Source organism: Streptococcus mitis (assembly GCF_946190155.1).
Taxonomy (GTDB): domain Bacteria; phylum Bacillota; class Bacilli; order Lactobacillales; family Streptococcaceae; genus Streptococcus; species Streptococcus mitis_CL.
The window spans coordinates 1-14,915 of sequence record NZ_CAMHZL010000003.1 but is presented as its reverse complement, the minus strand read 5'-3'; the positions used below and the strand labels follow the sequence as shown (position 1 = coordinate 14,915).

Annotated in this window: 2 protein-coding genes; both read left to right on the top strand. The window is 40.7% G+C overall.

Annotation, left to right across the window (positions count from 1 at the left end):
- Nucleotides 1-221: 221 nt before the first annotated feature.
- Nucleotides 222-6,812, top strand: coding sequence for a SpGH101 family endo-alpha-N-acetylgalactosaminidase (locus N8O80_RS03255; RefSeq protein WP_261026911.1), 6,591 nt, complete (start codon nucleotides 222-224; stop codon nucleotides 6,810-6,812).
- Between the two features lie 142 nt (nucleotides 6,813-6,954).
- A partial coding sequence (locus N8O80_RS03250) for an SIALI-17 repeat-containing surface protein (RefSeq protein WP_261026909.1) occupies nucleotides 6,955-14,915 on the top strand: 7,961 nt, incomplete at its 3' end.

Here is a 14,915-nt window from a genome sequence, read left to right as displayed (position 1 = left end):
CAATTTTCCCCTTAATCTCAGAGTATGGTTTTGTCAGAATTAAGAAAAAAAATTAGCAATTTTCCTAGCTTTTCTATTGCTTTATCTATTAAAAATTGTTATATTAAAAGTGTAATTATTTTTTATAAACGTTAAGCATTGCACTTTTCAGATAGAAAGGAGTATTTTTCGAGCAAGAAATGTAAACGCTTACGAAGATTGATGAAAGGAATCAGGAGTTAATGGATAAACGATTTTTTGAAAAACGATGTACATACAGCATTCGTAAATTTGCACTAGGTGCTGCTTCAGTTATGATTGGGGCTAGTTTTTTTGCTACTGCTCCAGTATTGGCTAACACACCAACAGTTGGCTCAACAGATAATTTACCAAGTGAGCTGGCAGATTTGGATAAAAAAGCGAGCGATAATGGGCGGGAGTTCGATAAAGAAGCTGCAGCAGCAAATCCAGGTTCTGCTGAAACAACGGATGGACCAAAAACTGAAGAAGAGTTACTAGCTCTTGAAAAGGAAAACAAAGAAACTACTGACAAGTTGCCGAAAGAATTAGAAGGTAAAGTTGAAAAAGCTACTGATAATGGTAAAGAGGTAAATAAAGACCAATTAGCGCAAGATACTGGTAGTCTAGTTCCTGAAGATGTTGCCAAAACAAAAAATGGAGAATTGAACTATGGCGCTACTGTTAAGATTAAGACTCCATCAGGAGAAGGTAGTGGTATTGTCATTGGTAAGGATCTTGTTTTGACTGTTTCTCATAACTTTATCAAGGATCAACAAGATGGAAATATCCGTAAGGTTGTGGATAATGATAAAGGGGATGGTGATATTTTTAGTATATCCTACCCTGGTTTAGATGATGTAAAATTTAGCAAGAAAGATGTGATTCACTGGGATAGAGATGGCTATCTAAAGGGCTATAAGAACGATTTGGCTCTTGTGAGATTGCGTACAGTTCTTGAAAATGCTCCTGTAGAAGTCACAGAAAAGCCAGTTGTTAAGAAAGTTGGGGATAAAGTCAATATGTTTGGCTATCCTGCTGGCAAGTTGGCGCCAGTTATTAACAGTGCTGTGGATTTTGCTGAATCTTATGGTGAAGGTGTTCAAGGAGTTGGCTATCAAGGTGGGCAACCAGGTGCTAGCGGTGGCGGTATCTTTGACACGGATGGTAAATTGATTGGGGTTCATCAAAATGGTGTGGTTGGAGTTCGTAGTGGAGGAATCCTTTTCTCTCCAGCTCAATTAAAATGGATTCAAGATCATATTAAGGGAATCTCTAGTTCAAAACCAGCGAATTTAGAGGAAACTGAAAAACCAGTTGAAGAAAAGCCAAAAGAAGATAAGCCGAAAGAAGAAAAACCAGTTGAAAACAAACCAGCTGAGAATAAACCAGCTGAAGCAGCAACGGGAGAAACTAGCGGCGCTACTGCCGAAGTGAAAAAAGAGTGGGACTCAGTAAGCCGTGTGAAAGGGAATGTTGAAGTCGTTGAAGAAGGCGGAGTACGCTACAACAAATTAACTTCAACAACAGCTAACGACAATGGAGCAAACGAAGCTTTATTTGAAAAAGCTGGATTACAGGCGGATGCGGAAGGAAATGTAAGCGTTGACTTAACGTTCAAGGCAAACACCCCTCCAGCTGAAACACGCTTTGGGGTATATCTAAAATATAAAGATAATGACAACAACATCTTTGTTGGGTATGACAAGGGCGGATGGTTCTGGCAATACAAAGGACCAAATGTAAACACTTGGTATAGTAAGACTCGTGTAGAAGCACCAAATGTAGGTGAAGAAAACCACCTATCTATCGTTTACAAAAAAGACGGTCAATTAAATGCTACAAATAATGGACAAAATTTATTTAGCACAGAAGTCGTTCCAGAAGTTGTCAAGAACGCTTTAGCTGATGTGAATAAAGTTTACCTCAAAGCTGGTACTTACGGTACAGAATTATCTTCTGTATCGATCAAAGCGGATAACCAAGATAACATCAAACCTGAAGAAGAAACTCCAGCTGTGGATGATGGGTTGCGTCGCAATGACCAAGATGTTCACTATGAAACTTTACAGTCAGAACAATTAAAAGCGATTATCGACACAGCGTTTCCACGTGTTAAAGAATATGAATTAGATGGAAAAACGTTAACAGGTCAAGTTCAAAAATTAGATAAAATGTCAATCAACGGTGTATTAGTCACTCCAGAAGTTCAATACCGTAAGATTGATGACACTACTGCAGAATATGTAATGAAAGTAAGAAACGATGATGAATTCATCAACGCTGAAATCACTGTAAAATTACAATTAGTCGGCAACGAAATGCACTTCGATGTGACAAAAGTAGTGAACAAAAACAATGTCGAAATGGGTAAACCAGTCGACAATGTTCGCAAATTAATCCAAACTATTGAATTCCCAGGAAACACACTTGTTTCTGTTGGTTCTAACAAACAAGGTGCAAAATTCGACGGAGCTCAAATGTCTACAAACACACATAACCGTGGAGACTATCATTTAGACTTGAAAGAAGGCAAGATGAATGAATATACTTACGGCTTCATGTATGGATTTGTTTCTTCTAATGAATTAGCAGCATCTGTTTGGAGTAACTCTCAATTTACTTATAGAGGAAATGACTTTGCACGTTTAACAACAGCGTTAGAACGTGTTGAAGGCGTAAACTACTTAGGTATTCAAAGCTCACCTTACTGGTACCAACGTGCTTATAAGAACTTAGTATTCCCAGAATACACATTAGAATTACCAAGTTCTAAAGTAGTCATTACAAAAGACTTAAACAAAGATAATGTGGTGGACTGGCAAGATGGTGCGATTGCATATCGTAATATCATGAACAATCCTAAAGGGGCAGAATCTGTTCCAGATTTAGTAGCGTATCGTATTGCGATGAACTTCGCATCTCAAGCGCAAAACCCATTCTTAATGACATTAGATGGTATTAAGAAGATTAACTTACACACAGATGGTTTAGGCCAATCAATCCTACTTAAAGGGTATGGTAGTGAAGGTCACGACTCAGGTCACTTAAACTATGCGGATATCGGTAAGAGAATCGGTGGCGTTGAAGACTTCAAGAAATTATTAGCAAGAGCAAAAGAATATGGAGCTAAAATCGGTATTCACGTTAATGCTTCTGAAACATATCCTGAATCTAAATATTTCAGCGAAGCTATTTTACGTAGAAACTCTGACGGAACATATATGTACGGTTGGAACTGGTTAGACCAAGGTATCAACATCGATGCAGAATATGATTTAGCTCATGGACGTTTGGATCGTTGGAAAGAATTAAGAGAAAAACTAGGTGCTGACTTAGACTTCATCTATGTGGACGTTTGGGGTAACGGACAATCAGGAGATAACACTGCTTGGCCAACTCACGTACTTGCTAAAGAATTAAACTCTCAAGGATGGCGTATGGCTATCGAGTGGGGCTTCGGTGCGGAATATGATTCAACATTCCAACACTGGGCAGCTGACTTAACTTACGGTGGATATTCACTGAAGGGTATTAACTCAAACATCACTCGATTCATTCGTAACCACCAAAAAGATTCATGGGTGGGTGACTATCCAAGCTACGGTGGTGCCGCTAACTATCCATTACTTGGTGGATATAACATGAAAGACTTCGAAGGATGGCAAGGTCGAAGCGACTACGAAGGATATATTCGTAACCTCTTCGAAAACAACATTATGACGAAGTTCTTCCAACACTACAAAGTTTCTAAATGGGTGAATGGTGACCCAGTTGCGATGAGCGACAACGGTCAAAACTACAAGTGGACTCCAGAGATGGAAGTACATTTAACAAATGACAATGGGGATGAAGTGAAGATTGTTCGTCAATCAAACGACCCTAACAGCCCAGATTATCGTAAACGTGTCACAACATTAAACGGTCGTGTCATCGAAAATGGTAGAAGCTACTTAGTACCATGGAACTGGGATGAAAATGGTAAAGCTTTAACAGGCGACAAAGAAAAGATGTACTTCTACACAACTGAAGGTGGAACAACTGAATGGACTCTTCCAGAAGATTGGACTGGAGATAAAGTATACCTTTACCGTTTAACAGACCAAGGTAAGAAAGATGTTGTAGAATTAACAGTTGGCGCAGACCGTAAGATTCAAATTACGGGAGAAGCGAACCAACCATATGTACTTTACAAAGCTCCTCAAGGCAAGAAGACAATGGTATGGAGTGAAGGTCTACACATCTATGACCAAGGTTTCAACAGCGGAACATTAGATCATTGGGAAAAAACTGGTGACAGCGCTCATGCTGAAATCGTGAAATCTCAAGGAGCTAACGAAATGTTACGTATTCAAGGAAACACTGAACGTGTGACATTGAAACAACGCTTAACAGATTTAAAACCAAATACAAGATATGCTGTTTATGTAGGCGTGGATAATCGAAGCGATGCACGTGCAGATATCACAATCCGTGTAGGCGACAAAGTAATTTCTAACTACACAAACAAATCAATTGCGAAGAACTATGTACAAGCACATGCGCATAACACACTTAAGAAGAATGCGACAGTGGATAATACAAGTTACTTCCAAAATATGTATGTATACTTCACAACAGGCGAAGATGTTTCTAATGTGACATTAGAACTTGGACGTGATGCAGATGCAGCAGCAACTTACTTCGATGAAATTCGTGTATTTGAAAACCAATCTGTAATGTACAACGAAAAACACGATACAGGAAATGGTAAATTCAAACAAGACTTTGAAGAAGTGCCTCAAGGTATCTTCCCATTCGTAGTCGGCGATGTTGAAGGCGTACAAGATAACCGTACTCACTTATCTGAAAAACACGAACCATATACTCAACGTGGATGGAATGGTAAGAAAGTCAACGATGTTATCGAAGGAAATTGGTCATTGAAGACGAACGGTTTAACAGGAAATGACAAACTCGTTTACCAAACAATTCCACAAAACTTCCGCTTCGAAGAAGGTAAGACTTATAAAGTAACCTTCGATTATGAAGCAGGTTCACATGGAGCATACTCATTCGTAATCGGTAATGGCGAAAATACTCGTCGTAGTAAATTAACGAAATACGATTTAGAAAACACTTGGGAAAATTCATCAACTCCTAAGAAAGTAAGTTTCTATGTAACAGGTGAAAAGGGTGGAAATACTTGGATTGGTATTTATTCAAATGCGCGTGGTGCAGATACTAAAGGAGATTCAAACAATAACGAAATCAACTTCAAAGGTTATAAAGACTTCATGTTAGATAACCTTGAAATTGAAGAAATCAAGTTAACAGGTAAGATGCTCATCGATGAAGCATACGAAAAGAATACTCCAGTCGTAAATGGCAACTACAAACAAGATTCATTAAATGCTTATAAAGACGCTGTAGCAGCTTTATTAGAAGCAGACGATAATATTAGTGTGGATGATGCTAAAGCTCTTATAGAACGCGTTAACGAGGCTAAAGAAAAACTTGCTGTGAAACGTAGCGCTCCAGATTGGGACGATATCCATGATCTTGATGCTCCTTATGAAGAAGCAGATAATGTATGGTATGCATTTGATGGCAATACAAATACTTTATGGCATACACCTTATGGAGTGAATAGCTTAGGGAAACCGTTAACAGTAGAGTTCAATAATCCGATGGAATCAACTCGCTTTGAATATGTTCCTCGTCCTTCAGGTCCAAACGGACGTGTGATGAGCGGTAGCCTTACAGTGATTGATGAAAAAGGACAAGAACATAACTTTAGCTTTACTGGATGGGAAAATAATGCGAAAACAAAAGTGATTAACTTCGATGCTCCAATCAAAGTGAAGAAAGCAATCTTTACTGGTAACGAAACATACGGTGATCCTGGACATATTTCAGCAGCGGAATTACGCTTCGTCCTTCCAATTGAAGATGATAAACCATTAGATGAAGCTGCATACAATGCTGAAGTAGAACGTGTTCGTAAGATTGATCGTCAAGGTGCGAAAGAATACTTGGCAGCTGTTGAAGCGTACAAGAATGGTCTTGCAGAACATAACATATTAACTCCAAACGGACTTGATAAATTGGTAGAAGGCTTGAAAGAAATTAAAGAAACTGAAGAGCCAGCTCCAAACCCAGAGCCAGCTCCAACTCCAGCTCCAGCTCCAACTCCAGCTCCAACTCCAACTCCAGCTCCAACACCAACACCAGAACCAGCTCCAAACCCAGAGCCAACCCCAGCTCCAACACCAACTCCAGAGCCTGAAGTACTAACAAGTAAGGGAGATCAAGAACCACCAGTAGTTGAAATTCCTGAATTTACAGGTGGTGCTAATGCAGTAGAAGCAGCTGTCAATGAAGTTCCGGAATACAAAGGTGGAGCCAATGCGGTAGAAGCCTTAGTTCATGAATTACCAGAATATAAAGGTGGCGCTAATGCAGTAGAAGCAGCTGTCAATGAAGTTCCAGAATATAAAGGCGGAGCTAATGCAGTAGAAGCTTTGGTACATGAATTGCCAGAATACAAAGGTGGAGTCAATGCAGTAGAAGCTTTGGTAAACGAAAAGCCAGCCTACACAGGGCTATTGGCTACAGCAGGCGATCAAGCAGCACCAACTATTGAAAAACCTGAGTATCAGATTAGTCAATTGGGCCAAGGTAAACTTGCAGAATCTAAAACTTCAGTTTCAACAGAAGATAAGAAGAGATTGCCAGAAACGGGAGAAAGCCAATCTGATACAGCTATCTTCCTAGCTAGCATCAGTCTCGCCTTATCTGCTGCTGTACTTGCGACAAAACGAAAAGAAAATTAAAGAAGACTGAATTTTAGAACTTACAGGAACTAGAATTCAGACAGAAATAACTTAGTTGGAGAGAACCTCTAGGTTCTCTCCATTTTCAAATCAAAAATGAGACCGCTTACTGTAATAAGTGGGAGAAAGGAATAGGAGAAAGATGGATAGACATTTTTTTGAAAGACGTTGTCACTATAGTATTCGAAAATTTGCAATTGGTGCAGCCTCTGTAATGATAGGTGCTAGTATCTTTGGTGCAAATGTAGTGCAAGCTGCAGAGACAGTTGGAACACCTGAGAAAGAAGGAACAATCACACAAGCTCAGCCACTAGATAAGTTGCCGGACGATTTAGCAGCTGTTTTAAAGAAAGCTGAATCAGAGGCAAAGGCAGATGCAGGTCATGAAGAAAATCATGAAAATACTGCAGGAACAAGTCCTGCAGCAAGTGAAGAAACAAGCCCAGCAACAACTCCAGCAGCTCCCAAACCAGCTGAGACTCTGAAGCCGGTTGAAACACCAAAAGCAGATTCTAAACCTGTAGAACCAGCTACACCTACAATCAAACCAGTTGAAAAGCAAATTGAAGATAGAGAAGATCGTAATCACTTAGAAGGTGTCACTGTTCAAGTAAACGATTCAGAAACTGGTACTCCTTATACTGCTGACAAGGCAGTGGACGGTAATCCTGATACTCGTTGGGCAACAAATCAAAATATTGACAAACCAACTTTCGAATTAACTCTTCCCAAGACTACACTTATTAGACATGTGGAAATTGATTGGGATCGTCGCGTTCGCAATGGTCAAAATGATCCAAATATCAAATCTTGGAGTCTCTACTATGCAGGTCAAGATGATGTAAATGCTAGTGGAGAAAAACAATGGAAACTAGCTCATACCAAGACTGGAGAACCTGTTTTAGATGAGAAAGTTGACTTAGCCAATAGTATTCAAGCTAAATATCTCAAGTTAGAAATCAATGACTATCAAGCGGGCACAATGGGCTGGAGAAACGTTGGTATTCAAGAAATTCGAGCTTATTCAAATATCCCTGATACAAGTAAGGTAACGGATATCCGTCAGGTTACAGAATTGACTATATCTAAAGACGGACAGTCTCTTGTCTTGCCAACTCTACCAGGAAAAGTCAGTCTTATCGGTAGCAACAAACAAGGTGTGATTGACCTTCAAAATCATATTTATAAACCTTTGACTGATCAACGCGTTAAGGTTATGGTAGAGCAAATTAAAGATTCACATACCTTTACTAAAGAATTTGAAGTAGTCATCAAGGGCCTACATCAGGACGAAGGTGTGGGTGTCAAACCAAAAGTAGCACCAGCTGTTCAACAATGGTATGGAAAAGAAGGTCAATCTTCTATCACTTCAGATACAGTTCTTGCGACGGGGGATTCCGGCTTTGAACAAGCAGCAACCTTCTACCAGTCAGACCTTGCCAGCCGTGGATTGGAACTTGCGACAGGTGACAAGCAGGCTCAAAAACGAATTGAATTTAAAAAAGTTGAAAATAAGGGGTATGGTAAGGAAGGCTATGGCATCATGATTCAAGATGGTGTCATTACCATCGAAGCTGCAACGAACACAGGAGCCTTCTATGCTACTCGTACTCTTCTTCAAATGGGGGAAAGCAATCTCCAAAATGGAGAAATTCGTGATTTCCCAAGCTTCAGTCACCGTGGCTTTATGCTAGATACAGGTCGTAAATTTATTCCTTATGACACCCTTGTAGACATCATGCTTAACATGGCTTACTACAAGATGAACGACTTGCAGTTGCACCTCAACGATAACTATATCTTCCTAAAGGAACACTTGGCAGGTAAGAATCTAACACAAGAAGAAGAGCTTAAGTATGTTCTAGAACATGCTAAGACAGGTTTCCGTGTAGAGACAGATATTGTCGGTAAGAATGGTCAAAAATTAACATCAGACGAGCACTATACTAAAGAAGAGATGCAAAATCTGATTAAACTTGCTAAGGCCTTGCATATCAATCTAGTTCCAGAAATTGACACGCCAGGTCATGCTCTGTCATTTGTCAAAGTTCGTCCAGACCTCATGTATCAAGGTAGCCTGAGCGATTACAGAGGTAAACATAACGTAGAACGCGTAGCCATGCTCGACCTAGATAATAAATACGATGAAACACTGGCTTTTGTCAAATCAGTTTATGATAAACTTCTTGATGGTCCAGATGCACCACTTCATGGAGTATCTACTGTTCATATCGGAACGGATGAATACTACGGAAGTAGAGAAAGCTATCGTCGTTATGTCAATGACCTTATTAAATACATTAAAGGGAAAGGCTATACACCTCGTATTTGGGGATCGCTCAGTGCGAAACGAGGTAAAACAGCGGTTGATTGGAAAGATGTAGAAGTTGATATCTGGAGTATTGGCTGGCAGCAACCAAAAGAAGCTATTGCTCAGGGAGCTAAGATTATCAACATAACAGATATTCCAACCTATAGTGTACCAAATGGTGATAATCGTCAAACAGCTTATGGTGACTATGCTAACTATGAAACACAATATAATAGGTGGACACCAAATGATTTCCGAACAGGTCATGGTCCACTTCTAGAAGCATCAAATCCAAATGTAATTGGTGGTGGCCACGCAGTTTGGAATGACAATATTGATCTTCATGAGACAGGTTTGACATCTTATGATATCTTTAAACGCTTCTTTAAGAGCATGCAAACAACTGCAGAACGCACTTGGGGATCTGACCGTGCGGCTGCGACCTTTGCAGAACGCACCCTACCAACGAGCCCTTATGCGCCACAGTCAAATCCTGAAAAAGAGATTGATCAAAGTGATTTATTTACTATCAATCCTGAAACAGTGAAAAACTATGCAAGTAAGAAAATAAAAGCTACTGATCAAGGTTTAGCATTTGATAAAGACAGTAGTATTGAAGGCTTGGCAGGTGACGTTGGTACAAGTCATGTCTTGAAGTTTGATGTAACTGTCACTGGAGACGGTGAACAAACCTTCTCAACAAGTGGAGACAACCGTATCTATCTAGCTGATAAAGACGGCTATCTTGCTTATCAATTTGAACAGTTCCATATCCAGTTCAAGAAAAAACTTGAAAAGAATAAACGTTATCAAATCTCTATCGTGACCAAACCACAATCAACGGAATTTTATGTGGATGGTGAGAAGATTGAACGTATCGCGAATCCAGCTCACCCTCGCTTTGCTCACAATAGCTTGGTTCTACCGCTTGAAAGCATTGGTGGGTTCAAAGGAATTTTACATAGTGCAGAGTTGTCAGATAAAGCATTTGTAAATCCTCGTTTGATTCCAATAGATCATTTCACAGTTTCTGCAACTAGTCAAGAAACACCAGGAACCGCGACTGAAGGAGTTGTTGAAAAAGCTTTTGATAATGATCCAAATACCTTTTGGCATACTAAATGGACTGGTGATACTGCTCCGTACACTCTTTCTATGACCTTGAAAGAAGCAGAAAAAGTCAATGGTTTGACTTATCTTCCTCGTCCAGGTGGTGGAAATGGGGTCGTGACTCGCTACGAAATCTACGCACAAAAAGATGGCCAAATGGTCAAGGTTTCAGAAGGAAACTGGGCCAACAACGCTCAAGAAAAAACAGTCAACTTTACGGCGGTTCATACCAACAAGATTGAGTTGAAAGTTCTATCAGGTGTTGGGGGCTTTGCAAGTGCAGCTGAAGTTCATCTATTGAAGCCTATCAAAGAGGGACAAGAAACACCAGAACCAGAACAACCATCTACACCTGAAACTCCAACAGTCGAGCAAACAGGTGATGGAACAGTTGAACTAGCGGATCAATTCACAGCAAGCAAACCAGCTAGCGAAGATAGTATTGCAGCTGCCAGCAAGAGCGCAGATTATCTCAAGAAAGAGTACAAGGTTTTCCCAACTCCACAAAAAGTGACTTATGGAGAAGGAGTCACAGCTCTTCGTAAGCAAGTCAATCTGGTAATGGGAGATCAACTCGATGTCTATACTCGTAATCGCTTGAAGAGTGTCTTGCAGGACAATCAAGTATCCTACACTACTAGTCAATCAGCAGTTGCTGGCGCAACTAATATCTATCTTGGAGTACATGGACGAGGAACACAAGCAGAACAAAACTTATCTAACGTTTCAGCAGGTCTCTTTGATAAGATTGATGCCTATGCTTTGACCATCAAGGACAATTCAATTTCCATCGTCGGAAAAGACACAGATGCAGTCTTCTATGGTTTGACAACCTTGAAACACATGCTCAAAGAAAGTAAAGTTCCAGTTCTTCGCAATGTGACAGTGGAAGATTACGCTGAAATCAAGAACCGTGGTTTCATCGAAGGTTACTATGGAAATCCATGGTCTAATGCAGATCGTGCTGAACTCATGCGTTTTGGTGGCGATTTGAAATTGACCCAATACTTCTTCGCACCAAAAGATGATCCATACCACAACAAGAAATGGCGTGAACTTTACCCAGAAGAAAAACTAGCTGAAATTCGTGAACTTGCTCGCGTCGGAAATCAAAGTAAAACTCGCTATGTTTGGACCATTCATCCATTCATGAACAACCGTATCCGATTTGGTAATGAAGCGCATTACCAAGAAGACTTGGCAACCATCAAGGCTAAATTTACTCAGTTGATGAAAGTGGGTGTTCGTGAATTTGGTATTCTAGCCGATGATGCACCAAGCCCAGTTGGAGGCTATAATAGCTACAACCGCTTGATGCAGGATATGACCAACTGGTTGACAGAAATGCAAGGAACTTATAGCGGCCTTCGTAAAGAAATGATCTTTGTTCCAGGTCAGTATTGGGGTAATGGGCGTGAAGCAGAGTTGAAATCTCTAAATGAAAATCTCCCAAGTTCAACCTCTATGACCTTGACGGGTGGTAAGATTTGGGGTGAAGTTTCTGAAGGTTTCTTATCAACTCTCAAGAACAATCTAACTGCAGGTGGTAAAACTTATCGTCCAGTATCACTTTGGGTGAACTGGCCAGTTACAGATAACTCTAAACAACACTTGATTCTAGGTGGTGGTGAGAAATTCCTTCATCCGAATGTAGATCCAAGCTTGCTATCCGGTATCATGTTGAACCCAATGCAACAGTCTGAACCATCTAAGATTGCCCTCTTTGCTGGAGCTCAATATACATGGAAACAGTGGAAATCAGAAGAAGAGGCTAAGAAACTCAATGACGTTGCCTTCAACTTTGTTGAAAATGGTCATTTTGAAGATAGCAAGGTATCAGCAGCCTTCCGTGAACTTGGTAAGCATATGATTAACCAAAACATGGATGGTCGTGTCGTTAAACTAGAAGAATCAGTTGAATTAGCTCCAAAATTGACAGACTTCATGACTAAGCTCAAAGCGGGTCAGGATGTGACTGCAGAGCGTGTAGCCTTGCGTGCAGAATTTGCCAAGATTAAAGAAGCAGCTGAACTTTATAAAGCATCAGGTGATCAAAAGATGGCTGCACAGATCCACTATTGGTTGGATAATGCAATCGACCAAATGAATGCCCTTGATGCCTTCTTAACAGGAACAGAGGCTATGGCTACAAATGATGCAGCCAAACTTTGGGATAGCTACTATAAAGGTTTGAAATTGTACGAACAGTCTCAAACTCATACCTTCCATTATGTAGACCATCTTGAAAAGGCTGAGTTGGGTGTTCAACATATCCGTCCATTTATCCTATCTTTGAAAGAAGTTCTAGCGTCTGAAGTTCAAAAAGTCTTGTATCCAGATCAAATCATTAGCACCTTTATTACCAATCGAACAGGTGTAGAAGGTGGTTCGGCAGAAGTAACGGATGGTGACTTGGCAACTCATGCCTTGATTAAATCACCAAATAGCATCAAGACAGGTGATTATATCGGTATGAAATTCAACAAACCGGTAGATATCCAAACCTTGACCTTTGCTATGGGAACTCAGGCAAATCCACGTGATACCTTTAGTAAGGCTGAAGTGCAGTATTTGGATGAAAATGATAACTGGGTAAGTTTGAAAGAACCAACTTATGTTGGTAATGAGTCACTTGTTCAGTTTGAAAATCTTAACATCAAAGCTAAAGCAGTACGTATGATTGCTACAGAAGATCGTGATGACACCTGGTTTGCAGTTCGCGAGATTGCAGTAAATCGTCCAGTAGAGAACGCTCGTAAACAACAAACTGCTACAATTAGCCTCAGCTCAAATCTAGTTTATAAATTGAGAACATCAGCAAGTCAAATTACTGATGGTAAAGATAATACAGAAGCTATGATGGCAAATGCTGACGGTAGCAATACGACTCCAGTAGATGCCTGGGCACAGCTTGACCTCGGTGAAGTTAAGTCGGTGACTAAAGTTCGTCTTCGCCAAGGAACTGATGATAAACTTGCCACAGGTGTACTTGAGTACTCTACAGATGGAATTGCATGGCAAGAATTAGATCGTTTGGCAGGAGAACAAACTAAGGAAGTGACTAGAGCTATCAATGCTCGTTACATCCGAGTACGAAATACCAAGGCAAGTGACATTTGGTGGCGTATCCAAGACTTCTCTGTTGAGACACGTTCTGGAAATAGCGATTTAACAGACACCAACGTGGACGCTTTGAAAGAAACGCCAGTATTTGATAGCCTTGGTCGTTATGAACTTCAAATTCCAGCTGGAACAAAACTTCCTGCGAATAGTTATCTAGGTATGAAGCTTGACCGAATCCATCAAGTTAAGAGCATTCAGCTCCAAGGTCAGGCCAACCCAGCCCTAAGCCTTGAGTACTCTGCAAATGCTCAAGAATGGACACCAGCTAGCCAGTTGACAGACAGAACTGTCGCAACCCACTTGGTACGTTATGTTCGTCTTGTGAATAAAACAAATCAAGAACAAGACCTGCCATCAACTTCTCTCCTTGTAACGACTAAAGAAGTGCAACCAACCAAACTAGAATCTACAACTATGGGCATTCATCCAATATATGGAAGTAATGATGTTCGTAAGATTAATAACCTAGATCAATTGTTTGACGGTGTTTACAACAACTTCGTTGAGTTTTCAGACTACGCCCATAAAGATGGTCATGTAACCTTGAAACTTGGTAGCGAACGTACTATTAAGAAGATCAGAGCCTACATCCAAGACGGAACTCAAAACTATCTTCGTGATGGTAAAATCCAAGTCAGCCAAGACGGTAAAACTTGGACGGATGTTGTGACAGTAGGAGATGGTGTAGCCAATAGTACACACGATGATTCATTGACAGATGGTTGGACACATGATTCTAAGATGCCAGGAAATCGTTACATCGAGGGTGAATTGACGACACCAGTCAAAGCAAACTATCTTCGTGTCCTCTATACAGCTGACTATGATGCTCGTTTTGTAGGATTTACAGAATTGGTGATCAATGATGGCGAATTTGTCAAACCAATTAATGATCCAACTGTAGAAGGAAACGGTAGCGAAAGCCGAGGCAACTTCTATACTAATCTCGTAGACGGAAAAGTTTTGACTAGCTACAAGGCGGAAAATGATAAGGGTGAAATGGTTTATCACTTGTCAGAACCAACCAATGCCAACCATCTACGCCTTGTTTCAAGCCTTCCTGAAGGAGCGAAAGCACGAGTTCAAGCGAGAACACTCAAGGATGGTCAAGAGAGCTGGACAGACCTCGGCGCCATTACATCTAGTCTCCAAACCTTTGCTATCCGAAATGGTGGTTCTCTTCTAGATGTTAAGCTGGTCTGGGAAGGTGGCAAGGCTGAGTTTTATGAATTAGCGAGCTTCTATCAAGAATTGACAGAAGAACCTGTTCAATCGAGCAAGGGTGAAGAACCAGCACCAGTGCTTGAGGTACCTGAATTTACAGGTGGTGTGAATGCAGTTGAAGCCTTGGTACATGAGCTTCCAGCCTACACAGGCCCATTGTCAACCGTAGGTGACCAAGCTGCACCGACAGTAGAGAAACCAGAGTTTCAGGGTGGTGTGAATGCAGTTGAAGCTTTGGTACATGAGCTACCAGCTTATACAGGCCCATTGTCAACCGTAGGTGACCAAGCTGCACCGACAGTAGAGAAACCAGAGTTTCAGGGTGGTGTGAATGC

Excerpts from the sequence above, each read along its gene's own strand:
- N8O80_RS03255 (WP_261026911.1), top strand. The coding sequence starts at position 222 with ATGGATAAACGATTTTTTGAAAAACGATGTACATACAGCATTCGTAAA.